General features: G+C 49.9%; 14 protein-coding genes. 3 read left to right on the top strand and 11 right to left on the bottom strand.

Translation table 11 applies throughout. From position 1 onward, the window contains the following. Positions 1-7: 7 nt before the first annotated feature. The 11 genes from ABFD83_01720 to ABFD83_01770 all read right to left on the bottom strand — a co-directional run bounded on the left by ABFD83_01720 (position 8) and on the right by ABFD83_01770 (position 14,033). Complete coding sequence (locus ABFD83_01720) at positions 8-1,363, bottom strand: Coenzyme F420 hydrogenase/dehydrogenase, beta subunit C-terminal domain (protein MEN6355783.1); 1,356 nt, start codon at positions 1,361-1,363, stop codon at positions 8-10. Further along, positions 1,360-2,610 (bottom strand): ABC transporter ATP-binding protein, encoded by a 1,251-nt coding sequence (locus ABFD83_01725; GenBank protein ID MEN6355784.1) that lies wholly within the window; start codon positions 2,608-2,610, stop codon positions 1,360-1,362. Before ABFD83_01725 ends, ABFD83_01720 begins: the two co-directional genes overlap by 4 nt. Positions 2,611-2,616: 6 nt before the next feature. After that, positions 2,617-3,465 carry an ABC transporter permease gene (locus tag ABFD83_01730; GenBank protein MEN6355785.1) on the bottom strand — a complete coding sequence of 283 codons (849 nt, stop codon included), beginning with the start codon at positions 3,463-3,465 and terminating at the stop codon, positions 2,617-2,619. Between the two features lie 12 nt (positions 3,466-3,477). Then, entirely contained in the window at positions 3,478-5,835 is a 2,358-nt protein-coding gene (locus ABFD83_01735) for a polysaccharide biosynthesis tyrosine autokinase (protein ID MEN6355786.1), read from the bottom strand. Positions 5,836-6,046: 211 nt separating this feature from the next. After that, the gene (locus ABFD83_01740; GenBank protein ID MEN6355787.1) at positions 6,047-6,820 is read right to left on the bottom strand and encodes a hypothetical protein; all 774 of its coding nucleotides are present in this window, start codon (positions 6,818-6,820) and stop codon (positions 6,047-6,049) included. 41 nt (positions 6,821-6,861) lie between these two features. Continuing rightward, positions 6,862-7,650, bottom strand: coding sequence for a sugar transferase (locus ABFD83_01745; GenBank protein MEN6355788.1), 789 nt, complete (start codon positions 7,648-7,650; stop codon positions 6,862-6,864). Between the two features lie 397 nt (positions 7,651-8,047). Continuing rightward, a complete protein-coding gene (locus ABFD83_01750; GenBank protein MEN6355789.1) occupies positions 8,048-8,797 on the bottom strand; it encodes a carbohydrate-binding family 9-like protein in 750 nt (249 codons plus the stop codon). Continuing rightward, positions 8,790-10,862, bottom strand: a complete 2,073-nt coding sequence (locus tag ABFD83_01755; GenBank protein ID MEN6355790.1) for a sodium:solute symporter — start codon at positions 10,860-10,862, stop codon at positions 8,790-8,792. Before ABFD83_01755 ends, ABFD83_01750 begins: the two co-directional genes overlap by 8 nt. Before the next feature lie 145 nt (positions 10,863-11,007). Further along, entirely contained in the window at positions 11,008-13,155 is a 2,148-nt protein-coding gene (locus ABFD83_01760; GenBank protein MEN6355791.1) for a hypothetical protein, read from the bottom strand. A 178-nt stretch (positions 13,156-13,333) separates the two neighbouring features. Further along, the gene (locus ABFD83_01765) at positions 13,334-13,729 is read right to left on the bottom strand and encodes a hypothetical protein (GenBank protein ID MEN6355792.1); all 396 of its coding nucleotides are present in this window, start codon (positions 13,727-13,729) and stop codon (positions 13,334-13,336) included. Continuing rightward, positions 13,713-14,033, bottom strand: a complete 321-nt coding sequence (locus ABFD83_01770; GenBank protein MEN6355793.1) for a helix-turn-helix domain-containing protein — start codon at positions 14,031-14,033, stop codon at positions 13,713-13,715. The genes ABFD83_01765 and ABFD83_01770 overlap by 17 nt, the downstream gene beginning before the upstream one ends. Before the next feature lie 330 nt (positions 14,034-14,363). Between ABFD83_01770 and ABFD83_01775 the strand changes: the two genes are divergently transcribed. From ABFD83_01775 to ABFD83_01785, 3 genes are read left to right on the top strand one after another with little or no spacing between them, the layout of a single operon-like run. Continuing rightward, a complete protein-coding gene (locus ABFD83_01775; protein MEN6355794.1) occupies positions 14,364-15,017 on the top strand; it encodes a redox-sensing transcriptional repressor Rex in 654 nt (217 codons plus the stop codon). Between the two features lie 15 nt (positions 15,018-15,032). Further along, positions 15,033-15,542, top strand: coding sequence for an NAD(P)H-dependent oxidoreductase subunit E (locus ABFD83_01780; protein ID MEN6355795.1), 510 nt, complete (start codon positions 15,033-15,035; stop codon positions 15,540-15,542). Further along, complete coding sequence (locus tag ABFD83_01785) at positions 15,539-17,470, top strand: NADH-ubiquinone oxidoreductase-F iron-sulfur binding region domain-containing protein (protein MEN6355796.1); 1,932 nt, start codon at positions 15,539-15,541, stop codon at positions 17,468-17,470. Before ABFD83_01780 ends, ABFD83_01785 begins: the two co-directional genes overlap by 4 nt. Positions 17,471-17,476: the final 6 nt, after the last annotated feature.

Genomic DNA, 17,476 nt, shown 5'->3' on the forward strand with positions numbered 1-17,476 from the left:
AAATTACCTAAAAGACAAAGTGCAGCCTGTTAAGCAAGCCTCTTGCCCAGCCTCTCGCCTGTACGCCTATAGGCGCATGGCCCTGTATCGCCCTCATTTGCGACTGAAATGACTCTGTGCTTATACGTTTGTTCCAAAGCTGTATGCCGGAGCGCGATCGATAGACTTGAGCATTCCACTGCATTTCAGCACGCCAGTCTTTCACTTTGTATGGAACAACCCTCTTGGCAAGAATATCATGGCGCCGTCTCGACGCACTCCACAGCCTGTGAGCAAGTCTCACACTCTTGAACTCAATTACATCTCGTTGACTTTCTAAAACTCGCGTCAAGTCAATGCTGCTCAACGCCATGTGGCCTTCCGCAACTGCCTTCTCAACAGCAGTTTTTGCACGCTCAGACCGGATAATTGCAATGCTGGTGCCTCTGTAATCCTGCGCGAACTCAGGCAGCCATGCATCCATGAACGATATATCGGCACATTCAGCAAAAACATCATCACAAAAGAAACATGGCTCCGGAGTAAACCAGTGTCCTGTCCAGGCTTCTCCAACTCCTTGCGACCAGAAAACCGTATTCTCAGAAATTTTCCCATTCTCATCAACCCATCGAACGAGCGTGCCAAATTCGCCCGCAGGCAGCGAAGGAGTTTTGATGCGAAATGTCACCTGACTAACTGACCCGACAGGTGCACCGGCAAGTGAGGCAACATAATCGGCAAAATAAGTGCTCACGCTGTGACCACACACCAAACCGGCAATCACAACAATTCTGTCTCTGAGAACAGGCAGCCGCATTTGGGCTAAGCGTATCGCCTTGGCAATACATGGCAGGCAAACAATTGCGTATTTGGCGTCGTTGGCTATTATCTCACGCAGCACATCGCTGATCTCCACTGGATAATATGCCGACTTCGCTGCAGAGTCCAGTTTATCGGGGGCATCGAGGATCGTATATCCAAAGAGTCTGTCGCCACCCGAAGTTCCGGCCACACATGCGACTTTGTCTGCAATGCCTTCCGATAATATCTGCTTAAGAAATGCAGTGACAAGTCCCCCGGATGCACCATTCAAGCGACTGTGCAAATCACTGCAACTGCCGACAACTGACGACAGATAATAGCCGCATGCATCATTGTGTTTAATGCCCGGCTGATCAGCAAAAAACATCCGGCCAATGTCGTCCTCATTGACCGTCGAATAACCAAACGGGCACACGCTTTCGCATACAGCACACTTGGATGAACAGGCATAGTGATCTGAATTGACTCTATAACATCCGTCTTCTGCAAGATTGACTGCAAGCCTGCCTGATGGACACACTCCTGCGCAAACTCCACAACCAATGCACAGGTGTCGCTTCACAACAGCGTTCCCCGGTCCGCCGATGCTTGAACTTCAGCATCGGGGTAACGCCACTGAGAGTCGCACCACAACAGGCCAAAACGCGTAACATTTTCCTCAGCGCCAAACGGCGGCAACACAACGATTTCCTTCTGTGTGTTCCCATCGTCATAAACGGCAGTTCCAAACGTGTCCGAAACTTTTGCCGTCACTGTGTATAAATCCGGCACCAGTGGGATTGAGTCAATCACTACTTCGCACACACCCGTCCCAGAGAGATCAACAGACTGGGAATTCATAACATTACTGACGTGCACCAGCACCCGCCCGCTTCTGTCTGAAATGTGTATGCCGATCCGAGGAGCCTTCACTTGCATCGTTGCAACATAGTGCAACCTGAGCCTGAGCGCATCACCGGACCTTAGTGTCCATCCATCCGGACTGTCAATTATCTCCATGTCTGTAATCATTAGCGGCACCCCCACAGACGATGGCTTGTCAATAGGGTGCTCCGATGTCGATTTGCTGCCTGCCTTGCGCAGCAAAACTGACTCATGATACGCTTTCACAGCCGTTTGAGGATCAGCAATTAGCTTTACCCTACCAGCTTCCAGCAGCACGACTCTGTCACAAAGACCCGCCACGGCGCCCATGTTGTGCGACACGAACACAACTGTGTGACTCGCATTCCGAAGCTCTTGCATTCTTTTTGAGCATCGCTCCTGAAATGCCGCGTCACCTACACTGAGTACTTCATCCACAATCAATATTTCGGGATCGACGTGCGCTGCAACGGCAAAGCCCAGCCTCGCGTACATCCCGCTGGAATAGCGCTTGACCGGAGTATCAATAAACTGTTCGAGTTCGGCAAACGCCACTATTTCATCGAACTTGCTGTCGATCTCAGCCCTGGTCATACCAAGGATCGAGCCATTAAGGTAAACGTTTTCCCTGCCGGTCATTTCCGGGTGAAACCCAGCCCCAACTTCGATGAGCGCCGAAACGCGACCTCTGGTGCGTATCCTGCCGGATGTTGGCTGCATAATACGTGTAAGGAGTTTGAGCATAGTACTCTTGCCCGCGCCATTGTGACCTATAATACCAATAGCCTCGCCCTGCTCTACATCAAAGCTCACGTCCTCAAGCGCCCAAAAATCTTTGCGTTTCTCACGCCGGACAATGCCGCGCGCAACGTCAGCAAGGTTCCTGCGCCCGTTGAGGGTCAGAATGAACTTCTTTGATACGTTATCGACCGATATCACTTTCATAACGCGCTATATCGTCTCCGCAAATCGCGGCTCCAGCTTCTTGAACACCTTGTAACCGACCACCAGGAACACTATCGACACAACCGCAGAATAGGCCAGATAGTTCCACATGGGAGGCTCGCCGCGCAGTGATGACACACGAACGGTATCCAGTAATACGGCCATCGGGTTCAGCATATAAATGCCCAAGAATCGTTTGGGAACCATGTCCAGACCGTAGATAATGGGCGAAAGATACATCCAGATTTGGGTGAGCAGCGGCAACATGTGCCGTATATCTCTATAAAACAGATTTACGCTCGACAGTATAAACGTAATCCCCAGCAGTAGTACTGTCTGTATGAGCATCACCGGGACTACCAGCAGTATCCACGGCGTAACATGTACGTGATAAATAAAAAAAAGCGGGACCAGGACAAGCACGCCAAGTCCAAGGTCGAGAGTCTTCCCAAGAACAGCGGATATCGGAAAAACCTCTCGCGGGAAGTATATTTTGGTTATCAGGTTGAAGTTGCTCACCAGGCACTCTGTACCACTCGTAAGACCGGCTGAAAAGAATGTCCAAGGCAGCATCGCGATATACGCGAAGATAGGATATGGAATGCCCTTCGTGTCCACTCTGGCTATGTATGACATCACAACCGTAAACACAGCAGTCATCGCCAAAGGCTGAAGCAGCGCCCACGCCACACCCAACACAGACTGCTTGTAACGGCTGCGAATATCCCGCTGAGTAAGACTATAAATCAACTCCCGGTTCTGCCACAGCACCTTGAGTGGCCCGGGATCCTTGACCTCCGGCCAGTCGTCACAAACTGTTTGCGTTATTGGTTTATCGACGGTAAGCTGTTCCATTCTCACTCTTATCTAATCCGGGAATGGATTATCCTCATCAGGTTTTTCCATATTTGAGCTGCTATCTTTCTGACTGCCTGGTCTGCCTGAAGATGCGGAAGCAGCCGTCTCTGGAAGCGCATCATTATCTTTTTGGCCATTGCCCGACTCAAGCGCAGTCTCCGGTGGCACGACGGCGGAACTCGCATAATAGTGCGAATAGAAATAGCAGCTATCGATGTTTTCCGGTGCCAACTTGTTTACTACCACACCAAGAATGTTCGCCTTCGCTCTTCGCAGCAAATCACGGGTCTGGGTTTCAGTGCCGCGTGGAACCATATTCGCAGAAACAACCATAACCACAGCATCGACCCAACTGGCAAGCATAGGCCCATCGCTGAAGACAATAGCGCTGGGTGTATCAAAGAGCACCAGATCACAGTGCTCCTCCAGACGCTTGACAAGGTCCTGCATCCTGTCGGAACCGAGCAGTTCAGACGGGTTAAAAGGCTGAGGACCTGCAGGCACGACAATCAGGTTCTCAACTTCAGTCTGTTGGAAGGCGTCGGTCAGATTATCCTTGCCCTGCAGCAGCGTACTCAGGCCGGCCTCGTTGGGGACCCCGAAAAACTTGTGAAGGCTCGGGCGGCGCATATCGGCATCGATCAAGATTATTCGCTTGCCTATCTGTGCCAAGGCTATGGCAAGATTGCAAATGGTCGTTGTACCACCCTGACCCGGGCGGCCGGTCGCGACCATCAAAGTCTTGAAAGGCGAGTCTCGAAGCTCAAAGAGTATGTTGGTCCGCAGTATCTTATAAGACTCCGCCATAGGCGAGATAGGATACATATGAGTGAGCTTCGGAAGCATTCCATCGCGGCCTGTCAGCTTTGGCGTCAGGCCGATCACGGGCAGCTCCAATAGCTTCTCGACATCTGCCGCATTGCGCATACGAGTATCGATCGAATCGAGCCAGATAACTGTAACAACACCGAGAACGAGTGAGAGTATAAAACCATACAAAGCTAGAACTTTTCTTGATGGCCCCTGCTTGAAAGGACCTGTGGCTTCAACCGACCAGCTCATTGGAATGATCGAGCCGGTCCTGGTCGACTCTTTCTCAGCGACAAGCGCCTGGTCATATTTGTCTGAAAGCATCTTGAAAGTGTTTTCTGCCTGAGTATATTCGGTCATCAACTCTGCAAGCTCAGGCTCAGCCTTGGCAAGATGATCCACTTTCCCCCTTGCGGCAGCCACACTCGCATTTGCTGAGGCATACTTTGCTCTGGCAGTTGCAAGAGTATACTGGGCATCCGAACGCTTGCGCATCAGATCGTTATGAATCTCATTGATTGCCGGCTGTGAGTAACTGCTTCCTTCACGTGCAATCTGGCTTTTGAGGGAGATAATACGAGCCTGAGCGGCTTTGTATACATCATGCGCAGGCTTATAACGCTGTGAGATCAGCCTGAGATCCGCTTCAGCCTGAGCGAGCTCATCCTGAAGCTTTTGCACTTTCGGATTCATCTGGGCAGGCAGCGATTGTTCAGAAACCAGAGGTTGCACCTTAAGCTGTGCGTCTATATCCCTCAATGCAGCCTCAGCTTCGCTGACCCCTGAGGCAGCCTGATCTCTCGTAGCTTCCAGATTTGCCAATGAACTGATAGAGGTCTGAGTCTCAGCATCCACCGAAAGAACGTTATGCGTGCTCTTATACTCCGCGATCTTGAGCTGCAATTTTTGCAGGTTGGTCTTTGCTTCCTGCCTGCTGGACTCCAAGAACCTGGCGTATTTCCGAACATCCTCGCGGCTCTTTTCCTGATATGACCTTGCAAAAGCCTGTACAACTGCATTCGCCAGATAAGGAGCGTCATCGCCGTTAGGCATTCTTACGACTATTCGAATGATGTCGGTAGTGGTGCCGTTTTGCCCAATACTCGGGTTTTGCACCGGAGTAACCTCAAGAACATCATTCCAGTCCTTGAACTGAAGCAATTTGCCCGGCTCTTGTTCAACGCGGGTTATCTGCTTATAGAGCAGCCTGTTTGCATTCTCAGCGCCCATACTCTCAGTTATTGTCTGCTTCTGCTTAATATCGGTATCAGCCAGAAAATCCAGCGCCCCCTGGTAAACCTCATAGCTTTGAGCAAGTATTATCAAGTTACTGAGGATTACGCCGCGATCGGGCGGGACAGTGTGATCGTTATCGTTGGTTGCAGTAGTATTGCCGCCCTGCATAACCTGAGCGGTCGGCGACACAAGAGCTGTGCCTTCGTAGACAACCTTTGGCTTTGGCGCCGCTATCGCAATGACCAGAAGCGTGACCGCGACAATGCCGGCTATAATCCATCTGCGCGCTTTTATGACCTTAATCAGATACCAAAAGTTCATATGCCTACCTCTTCAACATTATACCACGACCGTATGGTTATAATCCCAAAGAAAGTTCACGGATATCAAACCGATTCAGCCAAGACACAAGAGCTTGCTTTTGCATAATACGAAAGCACGCCAGAGGTGAGTTCCCAAAGACAAAAAAGCGCCGCACATATTAATAATTATGCACGGCGCTTAAGATCCGATATTAACTTAAACGTATTCTTTAATGATTTGTGACTCTTCGCCTGATAACCCCGATCATTGTCAGGCCGATAGAACCGAGAAGCATCGTCGGAACCTCAGGCACGGGAGGCGGCGTGTAGTTGGGCACGAAGAAGACCAGATCCTGCTTCTGAGGATCGACCGCCAGATAGTAGGCGTGCGTCGAACCATAGCCGGATATCGCATTGGCAACTGCGTCATCATAATAGTTCTTTGCCGCAGTAGCAATGTTTGATCTGATCGTTCCGCTGTAATCCCCACTAATACTGCCGAGAGCAAAGTTGCCCATCCCGGTGCCTTTAGTGATATTCCAAGCTGGGTCAGTAATAGCTTCCCAAACGGCTACTTGTATCGCCGATTTCTGGATTTTCAGGGTCGGCGAATCATCACTGGTCTTAGTGTCTGTCCACTCGGTGTTGTGCTGCACCATGTAAACGACCCTGTCCCATGCCGTGGAGTCTATCACCGTTGTCGGTGTGCCGGTTGCAATGTCGGCGCTCCACGTCTGACCCCAGTTTATGGTCCCCATCAAGTCCACACACAGCATGTTTGTATACGTGCTCGTGTTCGTCGAAGTGTCGTATATCTTGATGTATACAGGACCTATCGCAACATTCATTGATTTTGTGAGACTCGTCCAGATTGTCCCGTTGTATGACGGATAGTAGTTGGAATTGTTGACCAAAGTCAACTGATATTGACCACTAGCCGACGCGGCGACACTTATAGCCAGGATCAGGGCAGCCGCTAGTATCATTAGCCTAGTAATCTTCAAGTTGTCCCCTCCTTTTCTTTTTAATATAGATCAGCATTATATCAACATGCTCCCCGCTTCAATAAAACGGCGGGCACGGTCGATATTATTATCCATAGATCGAGCAGTATTGACCTCTGATCGATATATTGCATATCCATTCGAACACGCTCCTCATATGAGGTCTCGCTGCGTCCGCACGTCTGCCAGATACCGGTTATGCCCGGTGTGACCGTCTTAAACCGCTCAACTTGCGGTCCATATATCTCCACCTCATCATGGTGGATCGGCCTGGGCCCCACAAACGTCATATTGCCAAGAAGCACATTCAAAAGCTGCGGAAGCTCGTCAAGACTTGTCTTTCGCAGGAACTTTCCGATGTTAGTAATACGTGGATCCTGCTTGAGCTTACAGCTTACGTAATACTCGCTCTTTAAGTCATCGTTTTGATCGAGAATTTGCTCGGCGCCATCGACCATGGACCGAAACTTATACATGTCAAAGCTCTTGCCGTGCTTTCCGATGACCTTTCGCCTGAAAAATATCGGGCCGGTACTATCCATTCTAACCAACACAGCTATTATCGCAAACAATGCGCTTGAAAGCAGCAATATGGCCGAAGCTAACAGAATATCAATAAGCCTCTTTACTAAAAAATACGCGACTCCAACACCATTGTAGATCTTGGCAAGTCTTCTGCGTCGTTTTTCAATTGCAATGACGGCGGCAATACCCATGGGAGCCAAAACACACGCTGACGCCTCAGGCACTGAATGGCCTCCTACAGGCGACCCGAGAGCCGCGCCCGTCGCAAGCAACAATATTACTGTCGCCACAGTCAGACTATACAAACTCCACCCCCATAGATACAAAAAAGCCACGCGATGAAAACCTGCCGCTCATATTCGAGCAGCACGGACCGATCGCCCAAATCAGCCCATCCATCCGTGGCCAGTTATATCAATACTGTATTTATAACACGGCTGCTTGCACAAGTCAAGCATAAACATAAAAACATGAGCTAAAACAGGTAATTTTACGAGCACAAAACGTCAATTGCTCACACACTACACACAGTCCGTTAACTGTTTTGCTATCCGGCTTTCAAATCAAGCAAAAAGCCGGACAGTTGAACATTAAGCAAAAAGTGTGCCATATGGCCCAGTATGTTTTGCAGGTTATTTTGCACTACGCACAAAAAAAGCGCCTGCCGATCCGGCAAGCGCTTTCTAGTGGATAAATATCGTTCTACTCGACAAGTTTTAATGATGACCACTGACTATAATCATGAAAATCCACTTTCTGGAGCGAGGAGCATGCGCTTAGCTCTACGCCATCAGGCAAGTAGATCGAATAGTCGTATCTGGCCAAAAGAAACTTCCATTCATCGCCGATCTTCGGTGTCTTGCCTTTCAGAGACGGCAGTTCGGCAAACGGAATTGCAATCTCCATACGCCAGCATTTGTCGATATCGCTGGGATCATTGATAGTGCCGTCTATATCTATCCCGACACGCAGCCCCTCACAGTTCCAGGCCGCCCATCTGTGGCAGTCCGATCCTCCCGCGTATCTGCCGAGTGAGAACGCGTCATAAACAGTTCCCAGCGCGTTTATTTCAAAGTTGTAATATGCCTTGGTCACGGTATCCGGCATTATGAAGCACTCAAGACAGTCTTCCTGGCAGGTCACAGAGTCATGCTCCGTATGTATGCTCCAGATATCCTTGTCGTATGCGCAGTAAGAGACGTACAAATAGCCGTCGTCCCACAAGACCTTCGCCTCAGTCTTGCTCAAAGGCTCAGCGTCGGTCTTGGGCAGGACAAATGAGATCGTTTCGGCTTTTTTCCAGGCCTCGTCATCCGGCTTGCCGTCGATTTTTATCGGGCCGCATGCCCGGTGGCAATCATAGCTCTTGATCGGTGCCGCCATGACACTCGCTGCAATCAGCACAGATGCAGCAGTGACAAACCACAGGCACCAGCTTAATGAATTATGCATCACTATCCCCTCCTTTGTGTTGTATTGTCTGCGTTGTGAGAGATGTTTCAAGCGGACATTCCGAATCCGCAAGCAGCCCAGCTTCTGGCTCTTCATCATCTTTGTAACCATGGAAACGACCATCATCATTTACGTCTCTCTCAGAGGTCTTAAGCGCAACAAACAGATGCCTGATATCGTGTATGCCTCCAACGGTGAACCATATTGTTACCGGAATACACAATATTCCAGGAATGGCAAGTATGTTAATAAAGTAGTAATCCGCCCAAACTGCATCGCTGACAGGGTGCAGAAGGTTGATTATACTAAAGACAATAAACCACATAAACCATGCCAGGTTCCATACAACAAGCGCTGTAGCAAGAATCTTGTCGGACTTGGTGAACTCCTTTGTGATACCTACTATTTCCGCCCACTTGCTTCGCTGCTCCTGCTCAACCACATGATCGGCCTCAACCCTATATTTTCCTCGATGGAGCATTCTTTCCAGGTTATATGATGGTTTTTCGCGTCCGGTAATCAGAGATACGACGATGTAGACCAATACGGAGGAGACCATAGATATAAAATATAAATACTGGTTATTTATAGGAAACTCATGGCCTGTTTGCGCGAGGTATATCTTAGGCAGGATCAGCCCACCGATTCCCATAACCGCACCAATAATCAGTGAGCAATATGCGGCTTGGGTAGTACCTCGTTTCCAGTAAAGACCGCCGATGATTACCGCACCGGAGCCTCCGAGCCATATGGTGCCCGTAATTGCGAAAAAGAAATATATCTGTTCAGTCGGCACATAGAACAAACTGAATAAGAATGAAAATACCGCAACACCGATAATCGACCAGCGCAGAAGTTTGATATGCTCATCCGGATCCAGCGCCCTGTTCTTGATAGGCATATATACATCCTGAATGAAAATGGATCCCCAGGAATGCATATATGTATCGTGACATGTGAATGAGAAGAACAAGAAGATCGTTCCAAGCAGGCCCTTTACTGCAACAGGCAGAAGATGCGCCATTACAATCGGCACACGCATCTGATTCTGAATTGATTGGTTTGGTATCTGGGCTAAAGAATTGCTCACCAAGTGCGCTTCTTTAGCAAACTGCGGCAAACGCATAACCGCCACTGCAGCAAGTGCCAAAAGAGTGATGGCCAACCCCTGCGGAACGCCACGCCATATGGCAATGATGCCGCCCATCTTCTGCTCATGCGGGTTACGCGCCGAACTGTAGAAACCCTGCGTGCCTTGCCAAGACATATATGTGAAAAAGCTTGCGAACATAGCGATCAGGTAATACCAGATATTGAAGTCATTGACACCGCTGGTATGGAACGGATTTATCATAGAGGCATTTTTAGGAGCCATGGACAGAGCATGCATCATCTCAGGCCAACTCACCTTAACCAGGATTGTCGCCGCTACAACTATGAAAGCGAATGTACAAAACATGCCCTGCACGCACTCGGTGACCATTACCGATATCTGCCCACCCATATTTACAAATGAGAGAGCAAACCCGAGGTCTATAAACATCACCAGCGCAATGCTTGGAATAGCGTATTCGATGCCGGGTATGTGGAAGTGATCTGGAAGACCGCAGAAGTATATGAAAAACCTGGCAGCCACAGCCGGGAAAATACCGAAGTTGAGAATGCCGCTGGTCCAGCACAGGATGCCGGCGAATATTCGCAGTTTCCGTGAATAACGCATCTCGAGATACTGCGCCATAGTCATAGCACGAGTCTCTCTGAACCGGTAAAAAACCCAGCCGGTCAGTAGTATTATAATACCAACCGGTATACTGAAACCGCCCCACCACTGGGGAGAAAGACCTCTTGAATACAGCATCTCAAACATTGCGACAAACGAGACTACACCCGTTCCGCCCATCTGAGAAGCTATAGTCAGCAGATACCGGCCCGCTACTCGGTTCGCGGACAGGAAGTCGGATACTCCCTTCATATAATGGCGGGTGCTGAGACTCACTGATCTCAAAGCGACCACGGCCACTATCATAATCGTCCAGTCTATCCAGCTCAAATTGCCCAAATGCATATTGGTGCTTTCCCCCCTACAAATTTACCGGAGCCCGGCGATACTCGCAAAGATTAATCAGGACATTCCTGCCCTTGGCAATAGACTTGTTAGCAGCTACAGCGCTCGGCCGCCCGTCCCGATCAGCACATATCTCTTGTTCATATCACTTATCATCCAAAGTATCCAGAGTGGCTGCAATGTCGTACATCTTCTCGATTATCTCAACCGGAGTATAGAAGTATCCTATTGCCCCTTCATAACCGATCCTGGAATCGCGCGAGCACAGACCCAGCATCTCACGTGAATTGGCTAGCTCATCCTTAAGCAGGCTGATAAGCCTTGCGCGCAAGTTGTTATTACTTGGATCACTAATGAGTCTGTTTCTTATTATAACAAATTCTGTATAGTTTGCGGCTATAATTAGATGCATCATATAAGCCTTGCATATTCCAAGGTCCTTGATATTGTCTGCACGGTATTGCGAGCACTCTGACTTGGCAATGGCTTTCTCCAGATGCGCGACTCCTTCGGCGAAGAGTTCCGCAGCCTCTCTGAATGCCATTATCACGATTTCAGGACCAAATGGCTCAGTGATCTCATCTATGCGCTCGGAGGCCATCGCGACCATGCCATGCCTCCAACTCTCGGACTCCATCGAAAATCTGATCCCCGGTCCGGGGTTGAGCGCGCTGTAGTAGAGTACACCGAGCGTATGCGGTAACTTTTGCATGCCCTCTGCAAAAGACTGCCAGGCAGCAAGAGCATCATTCGCCCCGGAGCCGTAGTATTTGACGGCCATAGCCTCTGCGGCATTCCGCTCACTCGAATGCGCGAGCATCTCCATATTCCTGCCCGGGTACGCCCCGAATATCCAGCAGCCCAGCATACCGTCGACCCCAAGACCGCGCATCTCATTAAAGAGCTGGTTTATATTAGTCATAACAGGCAAATACGGCAGCGCATTAGCTTCAACAGTAGTAACAATCGAGCACTTCGCGTGCACTCTTCTGCCCTGCCCTCGCGCCGTCGTTACTATATCGCGAGCGTATTTGGACGGAGACATGCGGCCTATTGTGTATTCAATTAGCCCGACCTGCTTGCCGTGAATATCTATCTGTGTATGCCTGGCCCAGTCGACCATTACTTCGACTTTTGGGTGTAGAAATGAAAGCGAGTCCTTGACGCTCTCGACATTCAGAATAAAGTCCCATCCCCACAGCCACTGGATAACTCTAGCCTTTGAACTGACTGACTCAGCGGCTTTCAGGACGATATTGGCCGTGTCGGCAAGCACATTTGCGATACCGCGGCCGGCGCAGGCAGGGCACAGGTGATCGGATGAATGCGAAAAACAATTGGTGCGGTTCTCGGAGGCGCTGATAATAATCACGCCCCCCAGATCAGGCACCTGCGAGAATAAAAATCCGGCAGCCTCACTCATCCACTGCCTGACTATAGCTGAAGAGGTGCATAGACCATAGTGGCCGGGGTGATCTGCCGATTCCATGCCCTTTGCTTCGGGATATTTCTCAAAAAACTCGCCGGGCATAAATCGAGGTTCGTTAATATAACCGAAAAGGTCTATTCCGTATTTGCGTGCCTTTGCCACCTGCCTACGCAGGTTTTCGATCCTGATCTCATGACCCTGGCCGAACTCACTGAAAATATTGCTCGGGGCTATATCACGCAGCAGCAGAGGCAGCCAACCGGCATTTACGCCTCTGTTTCTGAGCCTGCCTAGAATACCCTCGCTGTAGAAGTCCTCACCGGTCATCAGGAAGTCGCCGTGAGAAGCCGTGTAGCTGTACATCATCCTCAGCGGCGGGCATAGAGAGCCTTCACCTATTGTAGATTCGCTCTGCTCAGGCTGATTGAACTCAGCCAGAAAGCTGAATGGCCTCTCCCATTTTTCGCTGCATTCAAAGAGCTCGGACGAATATTCCCTGAAAGCCGCGGCAGTCGGTTCATCAAAATCATCAGTATTCAGATCGGGGATAATATCCGGTTTCGCGCCGACCTTTACCGCCAGAAAGTCCATCTCCTGAAGAGCCTTCTCATATGCAGACTCCGTCATACCGAGCAGCCTGGCGATAGATGAATGTGTGAGGATGTCATGGTTGCGGCGGACTATAAGCGGAAAGGCCCGCTCTTTATCCAATGGAAGTGTTGAAGGAAGCCCAAGCGCCTGCATCCGGCCATGAATTACGCTTGTATCAACATTCAGAAAAGACGCGAGATCAGAAATCGGGAGAAGGTCATGATTGCGTATCAGGAACTTGTGCAGTTGATTTAACCTAAGAGGGTTTGACATTCATTGACTCCGAGAAAAACATTACATATTCCAGAGCTTTGGCAGAGAACTGAAGTGGTGGGCAGCAAGCCAATTAACTCTTCGTTTCGGAAAAATCAGTCTTATCTTTAGAGGCATTATAGCAGTGCGGGAGGTCGTTGTAAACTTTTGAGTCTTACCTGTTGAGTTGTGTGCTTGGCTATACGCCAATCAGCATTACGTCGCAATAAGTCGCCACTAAAGAAAAGCCCGGTCGGCAAGTTAGTATCGGAATAGCCATCTTATGTGCAAGAGCAACAGCCGATGCCGATGCAATAGATATTCCACCAAGCACATAAGCTTCAGCGGATTGCTTTGCAAATTCTTCGTCTACGCCGCTGACCATTTTTACATTATCGAGGGTGTACAGCCAGCCAATCCATTTTTCAGTAAGACCGGCTCCGCATTTCTCCATGGCCAAACAAGCAAATTCAGCAACAGACTGATCTGTTATATAACAAGTATTGCTACAAATAGCTTTTTCAAAGCTCGCTACAACCTTAGCGTTTTCAAGTGCAACAGCTAGCGGTATTGAAGAATCAAGCACTAATGCCATCGAAGTTGTTTACCTTAGTTCTTTCTTGTTGATCAAATTGCTCCAGGACTTCTATACAGTTAAATGGACCAAGTTTGGCCGTTTCTGCTTGAAGTTCGCGCATGAGTTTCATACTTTCGGAAAAGCTTAGTTTGCCTTTACTGGGGACCGGCTCTGTCAGTTTCTCCAAAGCGGTTTCGTGTATAAGGTAGCCGCGGCCCACTTTCTTTGCCGGTATCTTTCCTAACTTGATCCAATTGCGTATAGTATATGGGCTCTGTCTAAGATATCCGGCCACTTCCGGCACCGTTAGAACTCGTTCCATTTCAGTTTGCCTCCTATAATCTTTATTTGATTATACCCCAAGATTCCTGTGTTTGTTCCACATACTTCTACATACTTCTACATATTTCTATCTACTTCCACAAAAAGCCGGCAAAACGCGCTATGGCGAGCAAATGGCTAAAGGTGCCGAATCGCAAAGGGTTGGCTGTGTAAAGAATGCCGCCAAGCAAATCGTTAAAAAACGCACAAATACCTATTGACAACGCAAAACTGACGTGGAATAATATTGTTAGAATGTTATCGATAACTATTTATCTATATAGCAAGCCCACACATTGTTCGCTCGAATGCCGGAGGCACACGAATGGAAATTAAAAAGCAAAAAGTTGGCAGCTTGCCCACCATCAGGAGACTGCCGTCCTATCTATACTTGCTTAAGCAATTTGCCCAAAATGGCCGCGACATCGTTTCCAGTACGCATATCGCCGAAAGTCTGAGACTGGAACCGATTCAGGTCAGGAAGGACCTTGCAATCACAGGAATTGAGGGCAAGCCCAAAATCGGCTACCACGTGCCGTCGCTCATCAAGGCCATCGAAGAGTTTCTTGGTTGGGACACTCATAAGGAAGTCTTTCTTGTTGGGGCAGGCAACCTCGGCAGCGCACTGCTGGGCTATAAAGGCTTTGAGCAGCACGGTATGAAGATTATTGCAGCGTTTGACTGCGACAAATCCAAAATCGGCACGCAAATCCACCAAAAAGATGTTTTGCCGCTGGAAAAGCTGTCTGATCTTGCTCGCAGATTGAATGTAAAGCTGGGCATCATCACCGTCCCCGCCGAAGCTGCTCAGCATGTCGCCAGCGTGATGATTTCGGGCGGGATCGAAGCAATCTGGAACTTCTCACCGGTAAGGCTGGAAGTGCCTGAAGGCGTAGTCGTGCAGAATGAAGACCTTTCATCAGGCCTGGCCGTCCTCTCGGTCAAGTCGTCAAAAATACCGGACATTGAACTGCCCAATTGTTAATTCAGGAGTATAGTGATGCCGCAAACACTAGAAAAGACAACAAAGAGACTTCGCCAGTTTAAGAAGGTGTGCGAGATTCTGGATAAGTACGAACGCAATCCCGCAAAACTGATCCCGATACTCCAGCTCATACAGGACGAGTATCGCTACCTGCCCGAGGAGGTGCTGACATACATAGCCACCTCGCTCGAACTTCCGCCCGCCAAGGTTTACGGAGTGGCTACATTCTATGCCCATTTCGCATTGGAACCCAAAGGCAAGTATGTAATCAGGCTCTGCGACGGCACAGCCTGCCATGTAAAGAAGTCGATCCCGATTCTGGAAGCCCTGCGCGAGCGGCTGGCGCTTTCGGACAAGATCAGGACCACACCGGACATGTTGTTTACGGTCGAGACGGTTTCGTGCCTTGGCGCGTGCGGGCTGGCTCCGGTAATGGTGATAAACGATGATGTCCACGGCCAGATGACGCCGGAACAGGCTGTTGCGCTCATCGATGAGATAGCTGCGAAAGAAGGTAAGAAATGATCGCTGAACTGGAAAAAGTGGCGAGCGAGTATGGTGACGCCGCCGGACGGGTCTCAAAGCGGATTATCATATGCGCAGGAACGGGGTGTGTGGCTAACGGCTCGCTTAAAGTATATGCTGAGTTTGTAAAAAGAATAAAAGATGCCGGTCTCGATATTGTGACCGAGCTAAAAGCCGAAGGGACAGGTGATGACTGTAACCACCCTACTCTCCTTCAGGAGTCATCATCTGCTCCCATTCGGCTTTCTAAAAGCGGCTGCCAGGGCTTTTGCCAGATGGGACCGCTGGTAACAGTTGAGCCGGAAGGAATTTTTTATACAAAGGTCAAGCCGGAAGATGTGGCCGAGATCGTTCAGACGACTCTCATTGACGGCAAGGTCGTGGAACGGCTGCTCTACTGCGATCCTGTAAGCGGCAAACAATGCACCGGCACAGCGGAGATTCCTTTTTATCAGAGGCAATCGAGAACGGTTTTGAAGTCATGCGGCATTATCGACCCTGAAGACATTCGAGAATACATACACAACGGCGGGTATGCGGCGGCAAAAAGAGCTTATACCGAGATGACCCCGGAGATGGTCTGTGAAGAAATGCTCTATTCGGGTCTGAGAGGACGCGGAGGCGGCGGATTCCCCACAGGCAAGAAGTGGGAGCTTACACGCGTGCAGCCCGGGCCTAAGAAATATGTCATCTGCAACGGCGACGAAGGCGACCCGGGGGCATTTATGGACCGCAGTGTTATGGAAGGCAATCCGCACTCGGTAATTGAAGGAATGATGATCGCTGCCCGTGCTATAGGCGCCGATGAAGGGTATGTCTACGTAAGACTCGAGTATCCGCTGGCTGTAGCGCGAATACGACGGGCAGTAGCGGACGCTGAGGCTATAGGAGTGCTTGGCGACAACATTTTCGGGTCCGGCCAAGGCTTCAGAGTAAGCGTAATGGAAGGCGCTGGGGCGTTTGTCTGCGGTGAGGAGACTGCTTTGATCGCCTCGATTGAGGGGCAGCGCGGAATGCCTATGCCGAAACCACCGTTTCCGGCTCAGTCGGGTCTCTGGGGCAAACCGACGGTCATTAATAATGTTGAGACTCTCGCGTCGGTACCTATTGTTATTGGAAAAGGCGCAGCCGAGTTCAGACAGCGCGGAACGGAAACTTCTCCAGGCACAAAGACATTCGCACTGACCGGGCATGTGGCCAATACGGGTCTTATAGAGGTGCCGTTTGGGACTACACTGCGCGAGGTCGTATACAATATCGGCGGCGGAATAACAGATGATCGGGGCAAAGTTACCGGCGAAGGCTTTAAGGCAGTGCAGATAGGCGGGCCATCGGGCGGATGTCTGACTGAGGACCATCTCGACCTGCCTCTTGACTTCGACTCCCTAAAGGGAGTGGGCGCAATGGTGGGCTCCGGCGGGCTTGTCGTTATGAACAAGCAGACCTGTATGGTCAGGATCGCCCGGTTCTTCATGCAGTTTACTCAGAATGAATCGTGCGGAAAGTGCGTGCTTTGCCGCGAGGGAACCAAGCAGATGCTTGCGCTTCTTGATGACATTATGGAAGGCAACGGCACAGAGAAGACGCTGGAGACACTCGAACGCACAGCCAGGGCCGTTCAGAAGGGCTCGCTCTGCGGGTTGGGAAAGACCGCTCCAAACCCGATTTTATCCACTTTGAAGTATTTCAGAGCCGAATACGAGGCTCATGTATATCAGAAGCGCTGCCCCGCAGGTGAGTGCAAGGCGCTTTCAAAACCGACAATCGACCCGGAGAAGTGTAAAGGCTGCACATTGTGTGCAAAGAAGTGCCCCGTTGGAGCTATCACAGGCGAGCTCAAAAAGCCCCATGTGATCAATCCCGATGTCTGCATCAAGTGCGGAGCCTGTGCTGAAGCGTGCAGGTTCAAGGCTGTCAGTGGAGTGTAAAGAATT

It is taken from the genome of Armatimonadota bacterium, assembly GCA_039679645.1.
Classification (GTDB): Bacteria; Armatimonadota; UBA5829; order UBA5829; family UBA5829; genus UBA5829.

Excerpts from the sequence above, each read along its gene's own strand:
- ABFD83_01725 (MEN6355784.1), bottom strand. The coding sequence starts at position 2,610 with ATGAAAGTGATATCGGTCGATAACGTATCAAAGAAGTTCATTCTGACC.
- ABFD83_01730 (MEN6355785.1), bottom strand. The coding sequence starts at position 3,465 with ATGGAACAGCTTACCGTCGATAAACCAATAACGCAAACAGTTTGTGAC.
- ABFD83_01735 (MEN6355786.1), bottom strand. The coding sequence starts at position 5,835 with ATGAACTTTTGGTATCTGATTAAGGTCATAAAAGCGCGCAGATGGATT.
- ABFD83_01750 (MEN6355789.1), bottom strand. The coding sequence starts at position 8,797 with ATGCATAATTCATTAAGCTGGTGCCTGTGGTTTGTCACTGCTGCATCT.
- ABFD83_01755 (MEN6355790.1), bottom strand. The coding sequence starts at position 10,862 with ATGCATTTGGGCAATTTGAGCTGGATAGACTGGACGATTATGATAGTG.
- ABFD83_01760 (MEN6355791.1), bottom strand. The coding sequence starts at position 13,155 with ATGTCAAACCCTCTTAGGTTAAATCAACTGCACAAGTTCCTGATACGC.
- ABFD83_01765 (MEN6355792.1), bottom strand. The coding sequence starts at position 13,729 with ATGGCATTAGTGCTTGATTCTTCAATACCGCTAGCTGTTGCACTTGAA.
- ABFD83_01770 (MEN6355793.1), bottom strand. The coding sequence starts at position 14,033 with ATGGAACGAGTTCTAACGGTGCCGGAAGTGGCCGGATATCTTAGACAG.
- ABFD83_01780 (MEN6355795.1), top strand. The coding sequence starts at position 15,033 with ATGCCGCAAACACTAGAAAAGACAACAAAGAGACTTCGCCAGTTTAAG.
- ABFD83_01785 (MEN6355796.1), top strand. The coding sequence starts at position 15,539 with ATGATCGCTGAACTGGAAAAAGTGGCGAGCGAGTATGGTGACGCCGCC.